Below are 20,084 nucleotides of genomic sequence, written 5' to 3' on the forward strand. Positions count from 1 at the left end.
GCTCATTGTGGAGTGTTTAAAGTTAAAACCCTAAAAACGATTAGGGTTTTAACTTTAACATTACAGAGGCTTAGCTGAAGTAGGCAGTATTGAGATATAAATGAGTTAATACGCCTGCAAAGTAACCGAGTAAAATGACTGGCGACCATTTTAAATGACTATTAAATGTGTAAATCCCTCTTGCTTGACCCATAAGTGCAACCCCAGCTGCAGAGCCAATTGATAACAGGCTGCCACCTATACCTGCTGTTAAGGTGATAAGCAGCCATTGACCATGCGACATATCAGGCATCATTTGTAACACCGCAAACATCACAGGAATGTTATCTACAACGGCTGACATTAAACCAAGAATAATGTTCGCACCGGTAGCAGACCAATTGTTATAAAGTAAATCAGAAAGCAGCGCTAAGTAGCCGATAAACCCTAAGCCACCAACACAAATTACAATGCCATAGAAGAACAAGAGCGTGTCCCATTCTGCTCTTGATACACGGCTAAATACATCAAAAGGAACAACGTTACCTAAGCGAGATAAGCGCTCTTTATCACCTTCGCGCTCTGCCATAGCGCGTTTTCTGGCAAGAGATCCGGGTAGGGTGACGCGTAAAAAGTAGCCAAAAAACTGTAAATAGCCAAGGCCCATCATCATGCCCACAACCGGCGGTAAACCAAAGGCTGTTTTTAGCACCACGGCGGTTAAAATAGTCAGTAAGAATAAGCACAATATGCGAAGCGCACCGCGTTTAAGTTCAATATCTTCATCGGCCGTATCCGGGTGACGGTTATTGATAAATAAAGACATAACAAATGCAGGAATAATATAGCTGACTAAAGCTGGTAGGAATAAAACAAAGAACTCGGTAAAGGCAACAACATCGGCTTGCCAAACCATCAGTGTCGTGATGTCACCAAATGGGCTGAAGGCGCCCCCTGCATTAGCTGCAATTACAATGTTTACGCATGACATAGCAATAAAGCGGTTATCATTTGCTGCAACTTTCATTACTACGGCACATAGAAGTAGTGCGGTTGTTAAGTTATCGGCCACCGGTGAAATACAAAATGCCAGTACACCGCTTATCCAAAATAATTGTTTGTAGCTAAAGCCCCTCGCAACCAGCCAGCTTCTTAGGCCATCAAATAAACGGCGCTCTTCTAGTGCATTGATGTAGGTCATCGCAACGAGCAAAAATAGCATTAACTCTGAAAACTCTAGCAAGGCGTGACGAAACGCGTTAGTGCTCAGATCGGATAAGTTTTGTGCGCTATATTGCCAAGCAATGAGGGTCCAAATAATCCCTGCTGCAACTAATACGGGTTTTGATTTGCGTAAGTGAATTTTTTCTTCAAGTATGACGAGCACATAAGCAAAGATAAAAATAACAAGGCAGATAATACCAATAGGATGGGTAAGTAAATCGATAGTACCAGTTGACGCAGCATGAGCTTGGCCACCGAAACATAGCAAGGAAAGGAGCAGTCCTTGTATTAGTTTTTTCATTTTATATTCCAATTAAATCATCTTAATTTCGTTACGGTTTAAGTAAATGTAGCTGCAGACATTTTAGGTTCATTCTTTGCTTTATGTAATAAATTGGTAACTAAGATGTTGGTATTTTGAATATAAATATCGGTGATGGCGAGAGCAGACCAGTTGGTTAATTTATTTTTTAATCAATAGGTTGTAGTTGTTTAAATAATATAAGGGCTGCATTCAGCAGCCCCAACTTGAAAATTATGCAAAGTGTTTTTCTAAATCGTCAGAGCCACCAATGTGCTCACCGCCTATAAATACTTGCGGTACTGTCTCACGACCTGAAATAGCTTTTAAGCTGGTTAATGATGCGTGTTGACCTAGTATAATTTCTTCGTACACATAACCCTTTGCTTCTAATAATGCTTTAGCTTTTGTACAGAATGGGCAATTAGGTTTCGTAATAATGCTCACTGACTCTGGTTTTATTTGCGCAGGGTTAATGTATTCAAGCATGGTATCAGCGTCAGATACTTCAAATGGGTCGCCTGGCTTTTGCGGTTCAATAAACATTTTTTCGATAACGCCGTCTTTTACAAGCATAGAATAACGCCAGCTGCGCTTACCAAAGCCTAAGTCGTTTTTATCAACTAACATACCCATGCCGTCAGTAAACTCACCGTTGCCGTCGGGCAGTAGGGTAATATTTTGGGCTTCTTGGTTTTGAGCCCAAGCATTCATCACGAATGTATCGTTTACAGAAATACAGACAATGTCATCAACACCGTTTTGTTTAAATACAGCAGCAAGCTCGTTATAACGTGGTAAATGTGTTGATGAACAAGTAGGTGTAAATGCGCCAGGTAATGCAAATAGCACAACCGTTTTATCTTTAAAGATTTCGTCAGTAGTAACGGATTTCCATTGCTCGTCTACACGTGTTGCGAATGTAACGTTTGGTACTTTTTGGCCTTCAATATTGTTTAACATGTTTTTGATTCCTCTTGATCTGTTGGATGCTATTATGCGGTTTTATTTTTGATAGCTCCAATCGTTTGTTTGTATTAATATGATAGATAAAAACTATTAAAGGTGCGGTTATGAATTTAAAAGACTTCGAATATGTAAAAGCGGTTGCACAGTACAAGCACTTTAGAAAAGCAGCAGATGCCTGCTATATCAGCCAACCTACGCTAAGCGGGCAAGTTAAAAAGCTTGAACAAGAATTGGGTGTTGTTATTTTTGACCGTTCAACTAAGCAGGTCACAATCACCGCTCAAGGTGAGCAATTACTTAAACAGATCACATTTATTCTTGAGCAAACGCAAGTGCTCAAAGAAATTGCCGCCAGCTCACACGATCCACTAAAAGGTAAAATAAATGTAGGGATTATTCCTACCATCGCACCTTATTTACTGCCAACGCTATTAACATCAATGAAGCAAGCTTTCAGTGAAACCCAATTTTCATTTACTGAAATGCAAACAGCACAAACGCTGCTGGCCCTTGATAATGGAGAGATTGATATTGCAATTGTTGCTGATGTAGCCGATTTAGCGCCTTATCATGTTTCACCGCTTTATAAAGAAGATTTTTTGGTCGCGGTGTCAGAGCAACACGTATTGGCAAAACACACTGAAGTCGCTTTAGCTCAATTACAGGATTGTGATTTATTAATGTTAAACGAAGGGCATTGCTTTAAGGAGCAAGCAGAGCAATTTTGTTTTTCAGCTGGGGTTGAAGTCTCGAATCAATATAAAGGTAACAGTATAGAAACCTTACTCGCGCTGGTAGCAATGGATGATGGGGTAACCTTTGTTCCTAAGCTTGCATGTACACCACGTGAAGGAGTGAAGTACTTAGCGATTGCACCTAACCAGCAACGGCAAATTGTTATTACAACACGCAAACATTACCCGCACATAGCAGGTGTTGAGCAATTAGCTAATTGGCTAAATGCTCACAAGGGGTTACAAAGACATTTACTCGCTAGCAGCTAATTCAACAATATCATTAATTTGAATGTTAGGCAGTGGTTGCTTATCTATACTCACGGCAACCGCTGATTGCTGATAAAGCTGAGTCACTTTTACCTGATTAAGTGTCGTGATTTTATGCGGAAGTTTATTACCCTGTGCATCCGTTAGGTAATTATGGTGTGCAATATTTAAAACTTGCCCTTGCTCGAGACCATGAGCCTTACCAAGGTTTATAATCAGCCTATCGTTTTCGATATGCAGTATTTTACCTTGCGTGGGCAAACAGGCCATGGCTGCTTGTAAGTCATAGGTTAGAGTTTGGTTTATATCACTAATAGCTTGGCCATAGTCGGTTGCCCAAAATCGGTCACTATAAACATCGATGATCTCAGTCTTTTTATACGGCCAAATGCCTTCTGTTTGGTAGCTTTTTTGCCAAAGTTTTTCGTAAGTTGTGCCATCAAAGAGCACATAATCAACTTTATATGCGCGCTTAAAACTGTCATCCTGCCAAAATGCATAGTCGTTATTAATTTTATGGTTGACCGACAAATCACGAATACGACTTAGTAACACATATTGCGAGTTACTTCGGCTAGTGATTTCCTCAAGTAGTGCATTACTATAATCGTATTGCTGAGTGAAAAAGTGATCTACCCTTAGCGGCATGTTGTAATAAGCCGTTGGCTTAGCTGCCATTTGTGTCTTGCTTAAGCTATTATATAGGTGTTCGCTTATTGCTTTGTTTACGTCAAAAATTTGGCCCATACGTGCTTGCTCGCGATTGGCAAGTTGGCTTTGCGTAACAGCAATAAATTTAGTGTATTGGTTTGCAGGGCACTCTTCTGCTTGAGCAAAGATGTCTAAGCGAAGCGTAATAGCATAGGTGTCGTTATGACGATCTTCGCTGATTAATTCTATTTTCTGGATTTCACCGTGGCTACTTATTTTCAGCTGATCTTGCGTCAAAACCCCGTCAACTAGGGTCTGTACAGAGCTTACTCGAGCGCCAGAAAACACTAACGCCTGAGTAATGGCATCTTTAATGGCGGCAGATTTGGCTTGGCTAGTATCGCCATTTTTTACAACTGCATGGCCTGTAGATTCAAACCACTGCGCTAAACTATTGTTAGAAAACAAAATTGTAAAAGCTAAGCCAAGGCTTTTTAAGCAGGCTATTGTTTTATTGTTCATGCTGACACCTAGCATTAAAACTATTGAATAACCTAAATGAGCAAGGACTGTACCACAGTGGCATTAAACGTGCATATTTGTAGACAAGAGTTTTAAGCGGAAGCAAATTATGCGAGTACTTCTATTAGGTGGGCTAGTTGCCTGCGCAGCATTAACAGGCTGCAGTAGTATTTTTGATAAACATGTAGAATACACTTACATTGAGCCAGATAGCTACCCGGTGCTAAAAGCTGTGGGTTATGCGCCAATAAGTGCTCAGCCTGGCAGTAATGAATCGCAACGTACTCTACTTGCGATTAAAGCCTCAAAGCTTGAAGCTTACCGCGAGCTTGCTGAGCAAGTTTACGGGCAAAGAATTTCCGCAGGCACTACAGTGCAAAACAGCATTGCTCATAATGATCAATTACAAAGCCAAGTACAAGGTGTGATCAAAGGTGCACAGGTTATTAAAACCTATGCAGTAGGGGACACCTACGCAACTGAATTACAGCTTGATATGAAGCGAGTGCACGATTTATACATCGGCGAAGTAAAACCGCGCCAAGTGAAAAAAGTAACATATTATTAGGTGCAACTTAGTCTAGTTGTAACCTATTGGCTTGCCGCATAAGTCCAGCAAATTCTGCAAGCATAAAAAAAGCGCGATAACTTAGTTATCGCGCTTTTTTAATGAAATAGTATTTAGGCTTTCAAGTTGTGAACGATTTTCTTATCGCCTTGAATAACACTGCCGCCTTGGTCGTAGGTCATCGATGATGGCGCACCGATTAAAATATCCTTAAGTTGTTTAACACTCAGCTGTGCTTGATGGGCTGCATGGGCATTAACATCGTTTTTCTTTTTGCAGCTTGATAGTAAAGTGTTAACTTGCTTGATAAGTGAACTCACTTCGTCATCTTGCGAATCATTGTGCGCAACAAGCTTTTGAACTTCTTTATCAATTGTTTGGATTTGTTGTAACAGAGAGATTTTTTGTTGGGCAATACTCTTTAATCCATCGCCACGTTTTGCAGCAATGGCTGTCAATTCATCATCTAACAGCGCAGCAATAGACTCTAAGCACGAAACTTGTTGTGTTAGTTTACTGGCAATTAAATGATTATGATCAGCCATAGACATCAAACTCGAATGCAGCAATGTTCTTTGCTAACTTCTCAGCATCAATTTGGTATTTACCTTCGCTGATTGCTTTTTTCAGCTCAGCTACTTTATTGCTGTCAAAGCCAGATGATTGCTCAGCTTTTTCTTGCAAAGACTTAAGCTGTTTAGCTTGAGGTGTTAAGCTCACAGAATCTGCACTTGCTTTAGGTGCGGCTGACTTTGCAGCAGCTGCATTAGCATTATCTTTTTGTAAATCAAGCTTCTTTTGCTTGGTATTTGTCAACACAGAAGGCTGTTGTTGACCATTATTGACATTGCTTACCATAATTTTGACCTATACATTACCCAACATATGCCTTTATATCGGCGGGCACAGCGGATACTTTAGCATAAATATAAAAAATTAAATATTTACTTGTACAGACTCGACCCCATCCACACGTGCATTTAATACTTTACCTGATTTTTTGTTTTTTACACGTACTAATTCGTCTAACGTGCCATCTTCTAAAGCAATCCCAGTGGTCTTAATTCTTAAACCGCGTAATGAGGCATAAATAGTGACATTATCGCCTTTGCAAACCATACACACCTGACGCATTACAATAGGGCTGCCATCACGCAAGTTACGTTTGCTACGGCTGCCAATAAGTATAGACTCATCTTGTACGTATTGCGTTCTAACAAACTGCTTTGGTTTCATTTCAACACGTAAATGCTCTGGACGGATGACTTCACCACGAGCAAGGTTGGTTGTTACAACAACCACAGGTTCGAGCTCAATTATGCGGACATGGACGTATTGGGTCCAACTATTTAGGTCTTGGCACTTAAGTTGTACAGTTACCTGCCGATTAAAAGGAGGTTCTGTTGGTAACTCTTTGTTTATTGGCGACTCACAAAACCTCTCTGGAATGCGACCATCTAATGGTAAAGCATTTATTTGTGGTTTGGTGTCCAGATCAGGGAGCTGTTCGCTAACAAAATCGATAGCGATTTGTTGAAGTTGCTCGTTATTATAAACTTCTGCCTGCAGTTGTGTTGCAAACAACAGGCTAGTAAGAAAATAAAAAACACTGTATCTTCGGCTTTTTTTTAACAAACTCATATTGTTTCGACTATGCTTATGGTTGAAAACAAGGTATAAATATTTTGCGTCAAAAAACAGACGCTTCGTAACCTTATGTAGCTTTAACACAAAGAAGGCAATTATTGTTCCAGCTCTGATTGTTTATCTTTAGGAGATTGAAATGGCAGGCATTTTAGACTCAGTTAACCAGCGTACTCAGTTGGTTGGGCAAAACCGCCTTGAATTACTATTATTCAAACTCAGAGGGCGACAACGCTTTGGTATCAACGTGTTTAAAGTAAGAGAGGTTTTGCAATGCCCACCACTTACTAACATGCCAAAATCAAATGCGTATATTCGCGGCGTTGCGCACATTCGTGGCCAAACTATCTCTGTTATTGATTTATCGATGGCCGTAGGTGGTCCGGCAATTGAAAATATCAAAGACAGTTTTATCATCATTGCTGAGTACAACCGTTCTGTGCAAGGGTTCTTGGTTGGCGGAGTTGAGCGCATCGTTAATATGAACTGGGAAAAAATAATGCCACCGCCTTCAGGTGCGGGACGTTATTCATACTTAACAGCGGTCACTGAGATTGAAAATGAGTTAGTTGAGATACTTGATGTAGAAAAGATCTTAAACGAAATTTGTCCAGTTAACACTGAAGTGAGTGCTGAAGTGGTTGGTGAGGGTGAAATTCAGCGTGATTTAGGTGAGCGTATTGTCTTTATTGCTGACGATTCAGCGGTAGCTCGAAACCAAGTTAAACGTGCGCTTGAACCGTTAGGTGTACAAACTGAGTTAGCTAAAAACGGCAAAGAAGCATTATTACGTTTACGTGAGATTGCTCAGCTTGATTGTAAAAATGATATTACTGAGCGCGTTGGCTTATTGATATCTGACGTAGAGATGCCGGAAATGGATGGTTATACCTTAACCGCCGAAATTAAAGCAGATCCAAAATTATCACCTCTTCATGTGATCTTGCATACCTCTTTAAGTGGTGTATTTAACCAAGCAATGATTGAAAAAGTAGGTGCCGATGATTTTATTGCAAAATTTAACCCAGATGAATTAGCAACAGCTGTGAAAAAGTGGGTTCATTGTGATTAATTATTTATAGGTGGTATTACTTTGGAAAATAAGCATTTACAACAAAGCGAATACGATCAATTCCGCTCTTTCTTAGAACAACAATGTGGCATTGTGCTTGGTGATAACAAACTTTACTTAGTAAAAAGTCGCCTAGCGCCGCTTATGGCGCGTTTTAATGTCGAGTCTTTATCACAGTTGGTAAGTAAAACCTTAAGTCCTCATGAGAGGCAGCTTCGTGCCGCTGTGGTTGATGCGATGACCACCAATGAGACGCTATGGTTTCGAGACCAATACCCATTTGAGCTATTGAAAACGAAGCTATTCCCTGAACTTAAAGATGTTCGTCGACCATTGAAAATATGGTCAGCGGCAAGTTCATCAGGGCAGGAGCCATACTCTATTGCCATGTCGGTCGCTGAGTTTCAGGCTAAAAACCCTGGCGTATTAAAGATGGGAGCGCAAATAATTGGCACAGACATTTCTAATACCATGCTTGATATGTGTAAGAACGCTGAGTACGACTCGTTAGCCCTTGCTCGTGGTTTGTCGATGGAACGACGTCAGAAGTTCTTTAAGGACAGCGGTAATGGAATGGCTCAGGTTGTTGAACCTATTCGCAAAATGGTGAGCTTTAGACATTTAAACTTACTAGATTCATACGCCTTAATGGGCAAGTTTGACATTATATTTTGTCGTAATGTGTTAATTTACTTCTCACCAGAAGTAAAAGCTAAAATCATTTCGCAATTTGCTCAAGCTTTAAACCCTAAAGGTTATCTATTTTTAGGTGCATCTGAATCAATGGCGGGCCTTAGTGACAGCTTTGATATGGTTCGTTGTAACCCTGGTATTATCTATCAAAAAAAGTAAACTCTCCTTAGCAACCTAGTCCTTAGGTTGCTAAATTTATCTATTTTTCAGTCTGTTATACAAATAAAGCTTACTCCTTATTTTTGGCTTATCTTTTGCATTGTTCACTGCAGAGTCAATTTTTTGGAGATGGTTATGGCTATCAGTTTTGATAAAGCATTTGGAGTTCATCCGCATGCGATGTTGATCCGTTCACAACGCGCTGAGTTATTAGCGACAAATATCGCTAATGCTGATACGCCGGGCTATAAAGCGAAAGACATCGATTTTGCCTCGGCATTAAAAGCGGCAAAAAGCAACCAGCAAGGTGGCAATAGTATGGTAAGAACCGATGCTAAACATATTGCCGGAGGCAGTCGTTTTGTTGGTAATGCAGAAATGTTTCGTACGCCAAATCAAGCAGATACAGGTGATGGCAACTCAGTTGATATACAAGTGGAACGAAACTTGTATGTACAGAACTCATTAGAGTATCAGGCAAGCCTGCAATTTATGAGTAGTAAAATTAAAGGCCTTAAAAAAGCCCTCGGTAGTCAAGGAGCTTAATCATGAGTTTGTATAATGTTTTTGATATTTCAGCAACCGGTATGAGCGCGCAAAATGTCCGCTTAAATACTACTGCCAGTAATATCTCGAATGCGAATTCGATTAGTTCTAGCCAAGATCAGACGTATCGAGCGCGCCATCCTGTTTTTGCTGCAGAGTTGACTAAAGCGTCAGCATCACAAAGCAATCCTCAGGGCTCTTCTGTTGGCGTTAAAGTACTAGGCATTGTAGAGAGTGATAAGCCTCTGCAAATTGAATATAACCCAAACCATCCAAGTGCGGATGAAAATGGTTACATCTATAAGCCTAACGTTAATGTTGTAGAAGAAATGGCAAATATGATTTCTGCCTCTCGCTCTTACCAAACAAATGTGCAAGTTGCTGATGCAGCTAAGCAAATGTTAAGTAAAACACTGTTGCTTGGGCAGCGGTAACCGAGGATAAGTTATGAGTAACGACATCAGCAGTGCGTCATCCACGTATTTAGATAATTTACGTTGGCAAGACAATCAAAATAAAACAGAAGAGAAAGATGATACTTTAACGCAAGAAGACTTCTTCTCACTTTTAACACAACAGTTGTCGTTTCAAGACCCAAGCAAGCCAGCTGATAATGATCAAATGATTGCGCAGATGACGAACTTCACTATGGCTGAGGGTATTTCAAACTTAAATGAGAAGTTTGAATCACTGACTGCTTCAATGACATCAAATTCTGCGTTACAGGCTTCTACCCTTGTTGGTAAGCAAGCATTACTTGAGTCTGACACGATTGATTTTGATGGTGAAAATCTCGCTAAAGGGTCGGTAGTTGCAGAAACTGCCGTTGAGTCTCTAACGTTAAGAATAACAGATTCATCGGGCCAGTTAGTGCGCACGATTGAATTAGGTTCGCAGTCAGCGGGTGCTCTTCGTTTTGAATGGGATGGTAAAGATAACGATGGCAATGTACTCCCTGAAGGTGAGTATGACATTAGTGCTGAAGGCTTCGTAAATGGAGACTACAGCAGTATGCCAATGGCGACCTTTAAGAATATTGAAAGTGTCAATATTAATGGCGCCAGCGGCATTATCGTAAATACAAAAGAGGGTGCGGTTAGGCTAACTGATATAGCTGAAATCGCATAAGTAAAAAAGGTTTGGGTTAGCTTAGGCTAAGAGATAGGTTAGAGGTGAGTTATGAGCTTCAATATTGCATTAACAGGCTTAGCAGCCGCGCAAAAAGATTTAGACGTTACAGCAAATAACATTGCTAACGTTAATACCACGGGCTTTAAGGAGTCTCGTGCAGAGTTCGCTGATGTGTACGCATCATCAGTATTTAGTTCTGGTAAAACAAAAAATGGTGACGGTGTAAGAACAACAATGGTGGCACAACAATTCCATCAAGGTTCATTATCTTTCACAAATAACTCGCTCGATTTAGCGATTACTGGCGAAGGTTATTTCGCAATGGCGAATGACTTAGGCGCGCAAGACTTTACATATACTCGTGCAGGTGCGTTTAAGTTAAACCAAGATAACTTTATTGTTGATGCAAGCGGCAACTACTTACAAGGTTTCCCTGTTGATGAAGCAACCGGTGATACCACTTCTGTTAGCTTGAGTACATCTTCAGCACTACAAATTCCTGATGCATCAGGTTCGCCACGTGCAACGACGAATGTTTACTCGTCATTCAACTTAGATTCACGTGCCTCTGCGCCAACTGTGACACCGTTTGATCCCGAAGCAAGTGCTACGTATAACAGTTCAACATCAACAACTGTGTATGATTCATTAGGTGAGCCACATATTTTACAATTCTTTTTTGTGAAAACAGACTCAGCGACAACAGGTAATGAAAACGAATGGGAAGTGTATGCCACACTTGATGAAAAACCATTTGATGCAACTGGTGTAGAGCAAACAACAACGCCTTACACACCACTAACTACATTCCAATTTGATTCAAGTGGTTTACCACTTAACACGGATGGTGTTGCAAATACTGATGCATCATTTAATCCGTTAACTTTACCAAATGGCGCTGGCGCTGCGACAGGTTTATCTGATCTACTATCTAATGGTGCTAGCTTCCCAGATGATGTAACGATGAACTGGCGTGATGAAGCTGCAACAGCGAATAAAGTACCTACTCAATATGCTAGTAACTTTGAAGTAAAAGCACTTGAACAAGATGGTGCGACTGTCGGTCGTTTATCAGGTATCGATATCGGTTCTGACGGTAAAATTGTGGCTTCATACAGTAATGGTGATACTTCTTTCTTAGGTCAAGTTGCGATGGTACGTTTTTCGAACTCACAAGGCTTGCAACAAGTAGGTAATACTTCTTGGAAGAAGAGTTTAACATCAGGTGAGCCGATTGCTGGCGAACCAGGTTCAGGTACCTTAGGTTCAATTAACTCATCAGCGCTTGAGCAATCAAACGTTAACCTAACCAATGAGTTAGTTGACTTGATCAGTGCGCAGCGTAACTTCCAAGCAAATTCACGTGCGCTTGAGGTTAACTCAACACTACAACAAAGTATCCTACAGATCCGTTAATTTTAACGGCTCTAAGCTAATCCGACACGAAGGCTGCTCCCTCTATTGGCAGCCTTTTTTCATTTTACCGACCTCATTTTTCTTTCTCATTTTAGCGTCAATTTTACTTTGGCACTTTTATTGCATTTCTTAGTTATCGTATTTTTAGTGAGTCAATGTTATGGACAAAATGGTCTACATTGCCATGTCGGGTGCAAAGCAAAGTTTGCGAGGTCTTGAACTCAAGGCCAACAATCTTGCAAATGCTAACACCACTGGCTTTAAAGCTGATTTTGCACAAGCTCGCTCTATGCAAGCCTTCGGTGAAGGTCTGCCATCTAGGGTGTTTACAATGCAAGAACGCCCTGGATCTAATATGGAATCGGGTGGCTTTGTTGAAACTGGCCGCGAGCTTGATATCGCGATGAGTGACCGTGGTTGGTTGAGTGTACAAGATGCATCAGGCAATGAGGCGTACACCAAAACTGGCACATTAAACATTACTCCAGATGGCGCGTTGATCACTAGCCACGGCCGTCAAGTAATTGGCGAAGGTGGTCCAATTATTTTGCCGTTACCTATCGAGAAAGTTGAGTTTAGTGAAGATGGCGCTATTCAGGTTCGCCCACAAGGTGCGCCTGCTAACTTTTTGGAAGTGGTTGATCGCTTAAAAGTGATTGAGGCTGATAACACTCAGCTTGAAAAAGGTAATGACGGTTTATTTCGACCAAAAGAAGATATGTTGGTAAATGATCTATGTGGTTTTTGTGATATTTCACCGAACGTGAAAGTACTGTCGGGAACGCTTGAGATGTCGAATGTAAACCCAGTGCATGAAATGGTCGACATGATCAGCAATCAACGCCAATTTGAATTACAAGTTAAATTGATGAAAACAGCCGAAGAGCTCGATGAGCGTCAAGATCAGCTGTTACGCATTGTTTAAGATGACTGAGAGGGTAGAGTTATGAATCCTGCATTATGGATCAGTAAAACCGGGCTTGACGCCCAGCAAACCGATATTTCGGTGATCTCAAATAATCTCGCGAATGCCAGCACGGTCGGTTACAAAAAAAGCCGCGCCGTATTTGAAGATTTACTATATCAAAACATTAACCAACCAGGTGGTCGTTCGTCACAAGACACTGAAATGCCATCGGGCTTAATGCTAGGTGCCGGTGCCAAAGTGGTTGCTAACCAAAAGAACTTTTCACAAGGTAACATGCTTACCACAGAAAATTCATTGGATTGGATGATTTCAGGTCCTGGTTTTTTTGAAGTGCAATTACCTGATGGCAATATTGCCTATTCACGTAATGGTCAATTCACGACTGACGAAGATGGTCGAATTGTGACATCGGGAGCGGGTTTTCCCTTGCAGCCTGAAATGAATGTTCCAGATGATGCACAATCAATCACTGTTTCGCAAGACGGTGAAGTGTCAGTTCGTATCGCAGGGCAACCAGACAATGTGGTAATTGGTCAGCTAACTATTAGTGATTTTATTAATCCATCGGGTCTTGAGCCCATGGGGCAAAACTTATACACAGAAACCGCTGTTAGTGGTGCGCCTGTGCAAGGTAACCCAGGTATCGATGGTTTAGGCAGTGTGGTTCAAGGTTCTCTTGAAACGTCTAACGTGAATGTGACAGAAGAGCTCGTTAACTTGATTGAAACACAACGAATTTATGAAATGAATTCAAAAGTGATTTCAGCGGTTGATGAAATGCTTAGTTACATTAATCAGCAGCTTTAATGGGTAGGAGGCAGCATGCGTAATATTATCTTAGTCACATCGGCAGCATTAATGCTGGGTGGTTGTATGACAACGCAAAATCATCATGTGGTTCAGGATGACCCTTACTATGCGCCTATGTACCCGGAGCCGACAACAGAGCCTATGGTACCAACGGGGTCGTTGTTTGATAGTTATTCATCAAATGACTTGTACTCAGATAAAAAGGCTCTACGCGCTGGCGATATCATCACTGTTAAATTGCAAGAGTCTACTCAAGCGACCAAAGCAGCTAAAACCGAAACAGATAAAGAAACGGATGCCAGTTTAGATCCAGTAATTGGTCTGGGAGGTAATCCAGTTAACATTGGTGGTGATAGTATTCAATTTGGTATTGGCTCGGGGGCATCGTTTAAAGGTGACTCAAAGTCTAATCAATCAAACAGCTTATTTGGTGATATTTCTGTCAACGTGATGCGTGTTTTACCCAATGGAAACTTAGTTATTCGCGGTGAAAAATGGCTTACGTTGAACACTGGCGAAGAGTTTATTCGCCTTGAAGGCTTAGTTCGTCCAGAAGATGTTTCAGCTAGTAATACAGTAACATCAAACCGAATTGCCAATGCGCGAATTCAATATTCAGGTAAAGGGCAAATTCAAGAAACACAAAGCGCAGGTTGGCTGTCTCGTTTCTTTAGTAGTTCGCTTTTCCCATTTTAGAGGAACAAAGTCATGAATGGGTTTAAATACATCATCGCTCTTTGCTTAATTAGCCTGCAGTTTTCTGCACAGGCTGAGCGAGTCAAAGATGTATCTATGGTTGAAGGTGTTCGTGCAAACCAATTAGTCGGTTATGGTTTGGTTGTAGGTTTGCCAGGCACAGGTGAACAAAGCAGATTTACTCAACAGAGCTTTAAAGCCATGTTAAATGGCTTTGGTATTACTTTACCAGATAGCTTAAAACCTAAAATTAAAAATGTTGCAGCCGTTGCTGTTCATGCAGAGCTACCAGCATTCAGAAAACCAGGGCAAACCATAGATATTACGGTTTCGTCTATCGGGAGTGCAGGTAGTTTACGCGGTGGTACCTTATTACAAACCTTTTTAAAAGGGGTTGATGGTAATACGTATGCGATTGCACAAGGCAGCTTAGTTGTTGGTGGTCTAGGTGCTGAAGGAGCTGATGGTAGCCGGGTCATTATTAACACGCCAACGGTAGGTCGTATTCCAAACGGTGCCATTGTAGAGCGTGCTATTAAGAGCCCGTTTATGCAAGGTGACTACATTACCTTTAATTTAAACCGCCCTGATTTCACAACGGCAAAACGCTTAGAGCAAACAATTAATGATTTAGTTGGCCCTGATAGCGCGCAGGCAATCGATGCAGCCTCAGTTCGTGTATTGGCACCGCGTGATGCATCTCAACGTGTTGCGTATTTGTCTACTCTTGAAAACTTAGAGTTTAAGCCGGCAGACACCGCTGCAAAAATTATTGTTAACTCGCGCACTGGTACAATTGTGATTGGTAAAAATGTGAAGCTGCAGCCTGCGGCTATTACGCACGGTGGTTTGACGGTCACTATTGCTGAGCAGCAAAATGTGTCACAACCAAATGCCTTAAGTGAAGGTGAAACCGCTGTCACAAATCAAAGCATTATTGATGTTAATGAAGATGACTCACGTGCTTTTGTATTTAACCCTGGTGTTAATCTTGATGATCTCGTTCGAGCCATCAATGAGGTTGGAGCCGCACCGGGTGATTTAATGGCGATTCTAGAAGCTTTAAAAGAAGCGGGGGCGATAAACGGGCAACTGGTTATCATTTAAATTAAAGCGCGCTTTCGAGCGCGTTTTTGTTTCTAGTAGTTATTAAATCATTTAGCACACAAATATCAGTCAAAATCTTTGTTCTGAAGTCAGTCCATTCCTGTATCAGTTATTAGCTATTCATTTATATAGTTTTTTGTTGGCGCAATTTTTGCATTTTATTTTTCATTATTAACTATTGTGTCAAAAAGCTGATGGATACTAATCATCTCGACAAGCAAAACTTTTTTGATTTAGGTAACTTAGACTCATTACGTCAAAGTGCTTTGAAAAGTGATGCCTCTAGCGATGCGTCAAAAGAGGCGCTGAAAAAAGCGGCGGCACAATTCGAATCTATCTTCACTCAAATGCTTCTTAAAAGTATGCGTAAAGCAAATGAAGCGTTTGAAGATAAAGACAGCCCATTTAATTCAAGCGGCGTTAAGTTTTTTGAAGAGATGCATGATCAACAAATGTCGGTTGAGCTTTCATCTAATGGCTCGCTCGGCCTAGCTGACTTGATAGTGCAGCAGCTTTCGCCTGACGGTAAGAAGTTTACTCCTGGTTCTGTGCTTAGAACTACTGCTGACTTTGATAGTGATAAACGGGCAAGCGGTGTGGTTGATAGCAAAACTGATGTTAAGGCTGAACCGCAAGCTGTCGCAGATACAACAGCAAACGAGCAAACAGAAAACCGCTTTGAAGATGTGGAGTCTTTTATTAGCTCTGTTTGGGAGCACGCAAAAAATGCTGCACAGAAGATTGGTTTAAATCCTGCTGTGATGGTTGCTCAAGCAGCCCTTGAAACAGGTTGGGGTAAACACATTATCAGTAAAGCTGATGGCACAAGTAGTAACAACTTATTCAATATTAAATCGGATACGAGCTGGCAAGGTGATAAAGCGAGCAAAGTCACGCTTGAGTTTGAACAAGGCGTGCCAGTTAAAAAGCAAGCAAGTTTCCGTTCTTATCAATCGATTAAAGACAGTGTTAACGACTTTGTGGATTTCTTAAATGAAAACCCACGTTATCAAGAAGCACTCAATAATACTGCAGAGCCTGCAGCCTTTTTAGATTCGTTACAAAAAGCAGGTTATGCAACTGATCCAAATTATGCCGATAAAATTAAGCAGGTATTGAAGCGTGTTGAGCTTCAAAGTGTCGCTGCTTCATTGGTACGTTAAGGAGTAGACCCTGATGTCATTTAGCTTATATGACATAGCAAATGCCGGTGTAAGAGCTAATTCTGAGCTTTTACAAACCACCAGTAAAAACATAGCCAACGTTAATACCGAGGGCTATGTGCGTGAGCGTACAGAGTTCACAACCATGATCGACAACCAAGTGGGTCGTGGTGAAACGTATCGCTTACTGAATGAATTTGCGCAGAAGCAATTAAATAGAGATACCTCTAATAAAACATTCTTTGATCAATTTGTGACTGAAGCAAGCCGAGTAGACAGCTTGTTCTCAGAAGAGTCAAACAGCTTATCAACGAGTGTCAATTCGTTTTTTAACAATGTACAAGAAAGCTTAAATCAACCGTCATCAACAGTAGCTCGTTCACTGGTCATGACTGATGCACAAAACTTAATTGATCAAATGGACAGATTATCGAGCATTGTGGTTGACCAAAAAGCAGTGGTAAATGAGCAACTAGAGATTTTTTCTGAAGAAGCAAATAACCTGATCCAAAATATCAGTGATTTGAATACTAAGATTGCGTCGGTTCATGGTACTGATCGTGAGTCAGTATCAAGTGGTTTATACAATGAACGCGATAAAGCGATTCGTGACTTATCTGAGCTGATTGATATTGAAACCCTAGATGGTAATAACGGCGAAAAGCAAGTGTATTTAGGCTCAGGCCAAGCTCTTGTCATGCAAAGTGGTACATTTAACTTGTTTTCATTCAGTGGCGATCCTGATCCGAACTTTAAAGAGCTGAAACTTGATGTAAACGGTGGCAAAGCTGTGCCGCTTGAAGTTGATGTGAGTAAGTTGAAAGGCAAAATAGGCGGATTATTGGCATTTCGTGACGACATTTTAGTGCCAGCGCAAAACCAGCTAGGTCAAATGGGGTTAGCGTTAGCTGATGCCTTTAACCAACAAAATAGCTTAGGTATGGACGCTAATGGTGAAATTGGTGGTGATATTTTTGCTATTCCAACCGTTGATGCGTTCGGTTATCAAGCCAACACGGGCACATCAACAATGACGGCAACTCTTGAGCCAGGTAAAGGCAGCGAATTGCCAGCAAGTGATTTTATCGTTACTTATACCAGTGCTACGACTGTTGAGATTCAGGCAATCGATAATAAAGGCGAACCAATTGGCACCGCGTCAACAGCGAATGTGACAGCAGGTGTGATTGATTCATCAACCATCACTGGCGGCGAAGCGTTTGGTTTACAGCTCAATGTATCGGGTGCTGCCAATACCGGTGACCAATTTATGGTTAAGTTGAACTCTCAGGCTTCTACGAGCCTAGAGCTTGCGACGGAACGCCCTGAAGACTTAGCATTAGCATCACCTATTCGAACTGCGAACGATATTAATAACACCAGTGACGCAAGTATTTCTGCTGGTACAGTCTCAGATATTGATAACTCAACGGGTATTACCGTAGGCCCACCACCTAGTTTGGCGAATGGCGATATCACGTTAGTGAAAACGGCGAATGCTAACGAATATCAAATCACAGATGGCAACGGCACATCAACGTTTACTATTACACCACCTGCTGAGAATATTCTTGCTCAAGCGGGAGCACCTTATGATGCTTATGGCTTCGATTTTAATATCGAAGGCTCTCCAGCTACAGGAGACACTTTCACACTTGAGTTTAACACTGGTGGTTTTGATGATAACCGTAATGGTTTGCTATTGGCTGATTTACAAAATGGTGAACTAGTTCGTCAAAATGTTGAAGCAAGTAGTACTGCTGATAATCATAAAACCTTTAATCAAGCATATTCTGGAATTGTTACTGATATTGGTGTTGTGACTAGTCAAGCTCAAACCAATGGCGCAGCCTTTACAGCATTGGCTGATCAGTCGGAAGCCTGGTATGAATCGCTATCAGGTGTAAACCTTGATGAAGAGGCGGCAAACTTACTGCGTTTTCAACAATCGTATGCGGCATCTGCACAGGTACTTTCAACAGCACGTACTATTTTTGACACCTTATTAAGTGCGGCGAGGTAATTATGCGTATTTCAAATAACATGATGTATAAGAATAACCTTAACTCTATTCTTAACTCACAGCAAAATGTAAACAAAGCACAAGAGCAGGTTAATACCCAAAAGCGTGTATTGACTGCTGCTGACGATCCTTCAGCAACGGCTCGCGCTTTACTTTATAACGATCGCATTCAGGGTAATGAACAGTTCACAAAAAATATCACTATGTTGAATAGCCGCCTAACGACAGAAGAAAGTGTGCTGCAAAATATTAAAGGCGCACTTGAGTCTGCTTATACTTTATCTATTCAAGCTGGTAACGGTGCCTATAGTGATATCGACCGTGAAGGTATTGCTGAAGAAGTTAAAGCATTGCAAAGTACGGTACTTGATTTGATGAATGCAAAGACCGAAGACGGTAAATTTATCTTTTCGGGTTACCAAGATAATACTCCGTCTTACACCTTTAATAGTACTTCTGGACGCTATGAATATGGTGGCGATCAGGGGCAACACAAGATCAAAGTAGCTGAAGGTGTAGAAATCAAATCAAGTGACAATGGTTTTGATACATTCGAAAAAGTAAATGCTCGACTAAATGTGGCATCAAACGACGGCACTGTGTCAGGCGGTATTACAAGCTCAAAAATTTATGTTACTGAGCAAGCTGATTTCGATAAATTCCATCAGGCTAGCTACAACGCTGATCCTGCTGCAGCGGCAAATGCTAATACACTAAGCTTTATTACTACCACAGGCACACCTAATACATTTGTTGTGCAGCAAGCTGGTGTAACGATTGACAGCGGTAGCTTTGAAAACGGTAAAATTGAATATCAAGGTATGGAGATTTCTGTTTCACCTGTTGCAAATGGCCAAGTTGATGTTGACCTTGAAGCACCACAAAAAGAGAATGCGTTAAATACTTTGGATGATCTGATAGCAGGACTAACCAATCCTGATTTAACTCAAGAAGAGTTTGATCAAGTTTTAGCGGATGCTATTGTACAACTCGATAATGCCAAAAATCAGGTTTCTCTTGTTCAGGCTGGCTTAGGTGGTCGCTTAAATACGGCCAAGAAAATTGAACAGTCTAATAGTGATTTAGATACCAGTAATAAAGCAGCAAAAGCAGAACTCGTTGAGCTTGATATGGCTGAAGCAATTACTGAACTCACTAAACAAGAAACATCATTGCAAGCTGCTCAGGCAACATTTGGCCGTTTGGCTAACTTATCATTATTTGATTACTTATAATTTATATAGGTTAAGCTTATTTAATAAGCTTAACCTACAAAACCTTCCTTAAGCTTCACACTTTAAAAGCGCTTTTAGGGCACTATTTTTAGTCTTTATATCCTCAGTAACACATCATGAACGCGGCTTTCAAGGTAACCAGAAGCTATATTTAGTTAAAAAGTTAAAGTATTTCTTCTATAAATACAGTGTCTTAAATAAAAATTTAAAATTTGTTTAAAAATTCACTAAAGGATTTTTTGA

General features: G+C 40.9%; 21 protein-coding genes. 15 read left to right on the top strand and 6 right to left on the bottom strand.

What is annotated here, in order from left to right; all coding sequences use genetic code 11:
- Nucleotides 1-70 precede the first annotated feature (70 nt).
- Both nhaD and HCZ11_RS05970 read right to left on the bottom strand, forming a co-directional pair.
- Complete coding sequence (nhaD, locus tag HCZ11_RS05965) at nucleotides 71-1,504, bottom strand: sodium:proton antiporter NhaD (RefSeq protein WP_167657907.1); 1,434 nt, start codon at nucleotides 1,502-1,504, stop codon at nucleotides 71-73.
- A 234-nt stretch (nucleotides 1,505-1,738) separates the two neighbouring features.
- A complete protein-coding gene (locus HCZ11_RS05970) occupies nucleotides 1,739-2,467 on the bottom strand; it encodes a glutathione peroxidase (protein ID WP_130052119.1) in 729 nt (242 codons plus the stop codon).
- Nucleotides 2,468-2,577: 110 nt separating this feature from the next.
- Between HCZ11_RS05970 and HCZ11_RS05975 the strand changes: the two genes are divergently transcribed.
- Nucleotides 2,578-3,477, top strand: a complete 900-nt coding sequence (locus HCZ11_RS05975; RefSeq protein WP_167657908.1) for a LysR substrate-binding domain-containing protein — start codon at nucleotides 2,578-2,580, stop codon at nucleotides 3,475-3,477.
- On the opposite strand, the gene HCZ11_RS05980 is transcribed toward HCZ11_RS05975, so the two are convergent.
- Nucleotides 3,460-4,650 carry a flagellar assembly protein FlgT gene (locus HCZ11_RS05980; protein ID WP_167657909.1) on the bottom strand — a complete coding sequence of 397 codons (1,191 nt, stop codon included), beginning with the start codon at nucleotides 4,648-4,650 and terminating at the stop codon, nucleotides 3,460-3,462. The two genes, HCZ11_RS05975 and HCZ11_RS05980, sit on opposite strands and share 18 nt — an antisense overlap.
- 109 nt (nucleotides 4,651-4,759) lie before the next feature.
- Between HCZ11_RS05980 and HCZ11_RS05985 the strand changes: the two genes are divergently transcribed.
- Nucleotides 4,760-5,218, top strand: coding sequence for an LPP20 family lipoprotein (locus HCZ11_RS05985; RefSeq protein ID WP_130052116.1), 459 nt, complete (start codon nucleotides 4,760-4,762; stop codon nucleotides 5,216-5,218).
- A gap of 113 nt (nucleotides 5,219-5,331) precedes the next feature.
- Here HCZ11_RS05985 and flgN read toward each other — a convergent pair whose 3' ends face one another.
- The 3 genes from flgN to flgA form a co-directional block, all read right to left on the bottom strand.
- Nucleotides 5,332-5,763 (bottom strand): flagellar protein FlgN, encoded by a 432-nt coding sequence (gene flgN / locus HCZ11_RS05990; protein WP_167657910.1) that lies wholly within the window; start codon nucleotides 5,761-5,763, stop codon nucleotides 5,332-5,334.
- Entirely contained in the window at nucleotides 5,756-6,076 is a 321-nt protein-coding gene (gene flgM / locus HCZ11_RS05995) for a flagellar biosynthesis anti-sigma factor FlgM (protein ID WP_054553314.1), read from the bottom strand. Before flgM ends, flgN begins: the two co-directional genes overlap by 8 nt.
- Before the next feature lie 78 nt (nucleotides 6,077-6,154).
- Nucleotides 6,155-6,859 (bottom strand): flagellar basal body P-ring formation chaperone FlgA, encoded by a 705-nt coding sequence (gene flgA, locus HCZ11_RS06000; protein ID WP_167657911.1) that lies wholly within the window; start codon nucleotides 6,857-6,859, stop codon nucleotides 6,155-6,157.
- Between the two features lie 142 nt (nucleotides 6,860-7,001).
- On the opposite strand from flgA, the gene HCZ11_RS06005 reads away from it, so the two are divergent.
- The 13 genes from HCZ11_RS06005 to flgL all read left to right on the top strand — a co-directional run bounded on the left by HCZ11_RS06005 (nucleotide 7,002) and on the right by flgL (nucleotide 19,841).
- Nucleotides 7,002-7,934, top strand: a complete 933-nt coding sequence (locus tag HCZ11_RS06005) for a chemotaxis protein (protein WP_130052113.1) — start codon at nucleotides 7,002-7,004, stop codon at nucleotides 7,932-7,934.
- A 21-nt stretch (nucleotides 7,935-7,955) separates the two neighbouring features.
- The gene (locus HCZ11_RS06010) at nucleotides 7,956-8,786 is read left to right on the top strand and encodes a protein-glutamate O-methyltransferase CheR (RefSeq protein ID WP_130052112.1); all 831 of its coding nucleotides are present in this window, start codon (nucleotides 7,956-7,958) and stop codon (nucleotides 8,784-8,786) included.
- Between the two features lie 135 nt (nucleotides 8,787-8,921).
- On the top strand, nucleotides 8,922-9,332 hold the full coding sequence (flgB, locus tag HCZ11_RS06015; protein ID WP_130052111.1) for a flagellar basal body rod protein FlgB: 411 nt from the start codon (nucleotides 8,922-8,924) through the stop codon (nucleotides 9,330-9,332).
- A 2-nt stretch (nucleotides 9,333-9,334) separates the two neighbouring features.
- On the top strand, nucleotides 9,335-9,766 hold the full coding sequence (flgC, locus tag HCZ11_RS06020) for a flagellar basal body rod protein FlgC (RefSeq protein WP_130052110.1): 432 nt from the start codon (nucleotides 9,335-9,337) through the stop codon (nucleotides 9,764-9,766).
- Nucleotides 9,767-9,779: 13 nt separating this feature from the next.
- On the top strand, nucleotides 9,780-10,460 hold the full coding sequence (locus HCZ11_RS06025; RefSeq protein WP_062566777.1) for a flagellar hook assembly protein FlgD: 681 nt from the start codon (nucleotides 9,780-9,782) through the stop codon (nucleotides 10,458-10,460).
- 51 nt (nucleotides 10,461-10,511) lie between these two features.
- Nucleotides 10,512-11,879 carry a flagellar hook protein FlgE gene (gene flgE / locus HCZ11_RS06030; protein WP_167657912.1) on the top strand — a complete coding sequence of 456 codons (1,368 nt, stop codon included), beginning with the start codon at nucleotides 10,512-10,514 and terminating at the stop codon, nucleotides 11,877-11,879.
- Between the two features lie 160 nt (nucleotides 11,880-12,039).
- Entirely contained in the window at nucleotides 12,040-12,804 is a 765-nt protein-coding gene (locus HCZ11_RS06035; protein WP_167657913.1) for a flagellar basal body rod protein FlgF, read from the top strand.
- 21 nt (nucleotides 12,805-12,825) lie between these two features.
- Nucleotides 12,826-13,614, top strand: a complete 789-nt coding sequence (gene flgG / locus HCZ11_RS06040) for a flagellar basal-body rod protein FlgG (protein WP_130052107.1) — start codon at nucleotides 12,826-12,828, stop codon at nucleotides 13,612-13,614.
- Between the two features lie 15 nt (nucleotides 13,615-13,629).
- Nucleotides 13,630-14,313, top strand: coding sequence for a flagellar basal body L-ring protein FlgH (gene flgH / locus HCZ11_RS06045; protein WP_130052106.1), 684 nt, complete (start codon nucleotides 13,630-13,632; stop codon nucleotides 14,311-14,313).
- A 12-nt stretch (nucleotides 14,314-14,325) separates the two neighbouring features.
- A complete protein-coding gene (locus HCZ11_RS06050; protein WP_130052105.1) occupies nucleotides 14,326-15,420 on the top strand; it encodes a flagellar basal body P-ring protein FlgI in 1,095 nt (364 codons plus the stop codon).
- Between the two features lie 194 nt (nucleotides 15,421-15,614).
- Nucleotides 15,615-16,583: a flagellar assembly peptidoglycan hydrolase FlgJ gene (flgJ, locus tag HCZ11_RS06055; protein ID WP_167657914.1), complete on the top strand. Its 969-nt coding sequence runs from the start codon at nucleotides 15,615-15,617 to the stop codon at nucleotides 16,581-16,583.
- A 13-nt stretch (nucleotides 16,584-16,596) separates the two neighbouring features.
- Entirely contained in the window at nucleotides 16,597-18,606 is a 2,010-nt protein-coding gene (gene flgK, locus HCZ11_RS06060) for a flagellar hook-associated protein FlgK (RefSeq protein WP_167657915.1), read from the top strand.
- Between the two features lie 2 nt (nucleotides 18,607-18,608).
- A complete protein-coding gene (flgL, locus tag HCZ11_RS06065) occupies nucleotides 18,609-19,841 on the top strand; it encodes a flagellar hook-associated protein FlgL (RefSeq protein WP_167657916.1) in 1,233 nt (410 codons plus the stop codon).
- Nucleotides 19,842-20,084 lie beyond the last annotated feature (243 nt).

Origin of the sequence: Pseudoalteromonas sp. HF66 (assembly GCF_011806445.1) — a bacterium.
Classification (GTDB): domain Bacteria; phylum Pseudomonadota; class Gammaproteobacteria; order Enterobacterales; family Alteromonadaceae; genus Pseudoalteromonas; species Pseudoalteromonas apostichopi.

Coding starts and splice junctions, on each gene's coding strand:
- nhaD (WP_167657907.1), bottom strand. CDS start 1,504: ATGAAAAAACTAATACAAGGACTGCTCCTTTCCTTGCTATGTTTCGGT.
- HCZ11_RS05970 (WP_130052119.1), bottom strand. CDS start 2,467: ATGTTAAACAATATTGAAGGCCAAAAAGTACCAAACGTTACATTCGCA.
- HCZ11_RS05975 (WP_167657908.1), top strand. CDS start 2,578: ATGAATTTAAAAGACTTCGAATATGTAAAAGCGGTTGCACAGTACAAG.
- HCZ11_RS05980 (WP_167657909.1), bottom strand. CDS start 4,650: ATGAACAATAAAACAATAGCCTGCTTAAAAAGCCTTGGCTTAGCTTTT.
- HCZ11_RS05985 (WP_130052116.1), top strand. CDS start 4,760: ATGCGAGTACTTCTATTAGGTGGGCTAGTTGCCTGCGCAGCATTAACA.
- flgN (WP_167657910.1), bottom strand. CDS start 5,763: ATGGCTGATCATAATCATTTAATTGCCAGTAAACTAACACAACAAGTT.
- flgM (WP_054553314.1), bottom strand. CDS start 6,076: ATGGTAAGCAATGTCAATAATGGTCAACAACAGCCTTCTGTGTTGACA.
- flgA (WP_167657911.1), bottom strand. CDS start 6,859: ATGAGTTTGTTAAAAAAAAGCCGAAGATACAGTGTTTTTTATTTTCTT.
- HCZ11_RS06005 (WP_130052113.1), top strand. CDS start 7,002: ATGGCAGGCATTTTAGACTCAGTTAACCAGCGTACTCAGTTGGTTGGG.
- flgB (WP_130052111.1), top strand. CDS start 8,922: ATGGCTATCAGTTTTGATAAAGCATTTGGAGTTCATCCGCATGCGATG.
- flgC (WP_130052110.1), top strand. CDS start 9,335: ATGAGTTTGTATAATGTTTTTGATATTTCAGCAACCGGTATGAGCGCG.
- HCZ11_RS06025 (WP_062566777.1), top strand. CDS start 9,780: ATGAGTAACGACATCAGCAGTGCGTCATCCACGTATTTAGATAATTTA.
- flgE (WP_167657912.1), top strand. CDS start 10,512: ATGAGCTTCAATATTGCATTAACAGGCTTAGCAGCCGCGCAAAAAGAT.
- HCZ11_RS06035 (WP_167657913.1), top strand. CDS start 12,040: ATGGACAAAATGGTCTACATTGCCATGTCGGGTGCAAAGCAAAGTTTG.
- flgG (WP_130052107.1), top strand. CDS start 12,826: ATGAATCCTGCATTATGGATCAGTAAAACCGGGCTTGACGCCCAGCAA.
- flgH (WP_130052106.1), top strand. CDS start 13,630: ATGCGTAATATTATCTTAGTCACATCGGCAGCATTAATGCTGGGTGGT.
- HCZ11_RS06050 (WP_130052105.1), top strand. CDS start 14,326: ATGAATGGGTTTAAATACATCATCGCTCTTTGCTTAATTAGCCTGCAG.
- flgJ (WP_167657914.1), top strand. CDS start 15,615: ATGGATACTAATCATCTCGACAAGCAAAACTTTTTTGATTTAGGTAAC.
- flgK (WP_167657915.1), top strand. CDS start 16,597: ATGTCATTTAGCTTATATGACATAGCAAATGCCGGTGTAAGAGCTAAT.
- flgL (WP_167657916.1), top strand. CDS start 18,609: ATGCGTATTTCAAATAACATGATGTATAAGAATAACCTTAACTCTATT.